This is a genomic window from Lysinibacillus sp. 10T31 (assembly GCF_056394365.1).
This window is the reverse complement of the sequence record NZ_JBFTHS010000159.1, coordinates 1-575: the sequence shown is the minus strand read 5'-3', so window position 1 is coordinate 575 and position 575 is coordinate 1. Positions and strand designations below refer to the sequence as shown.

Annotated in this window: 1 protein-coding gene; it reads left to right on the top strand. The window is 57.2% G+C overall.

The window, feature by feature from the left end:
• A partial coding sequence (locus AC1DCY_RS27355) for a Tc toxin subunit A-related protein (RefSeq protein ID WP_477355851.1) occupies positions 1–575 on the top strand: 575 nt, incomplete at both ends.

Genomic DNA, 575 nt, shown 5'->3' with positions numbered 1-575 from the left:
GGCCACCGCTTCCCATGGTGCAGGCGAAGCCATCGGGCTCTATGAACAATATCGCCGCCGCGCTGTGGAATGGGCACAGGCCCTTGACCAGTCAAAACTCGAAGCCAAACAAATCGAAGCCCAACTCGCCGTCTACGAAGCCCAACACAAAGCGACCCAACTGCAACTGCGCCAGGCGCAAACCGCACTGGAGCAGGCCAAGGCCACCCATGACTTCCTGCTGAGCAGCAACCGCTTCAGCAAATCCCAGACCTATGACTGGCTCAACAGCAAGTTCGCCAGCTTCTACTACACCGCCTACACCACCGCACAGTCGTTGTGCCAGGCGGCCGAAGCCTGCTGGCAATACGAAATGGGCGATTACCGGCAGACCTTTATCCAGGCGGGGGCGTGGAACTCGTCCTACCGTGGCCTCGGTGCCGGTGAACAGCTGAAAACCAGCCTGCAGCAGATGCACCGTGAATACCTGCAAAACAACAAACGCGAACTGGAAATCCGCAAGACCGTGTCACTGAGAAATCTGAAAGCCAAAGATTCCACTTCGACGATCAATAAGGAATGGGATGGGACTGGGG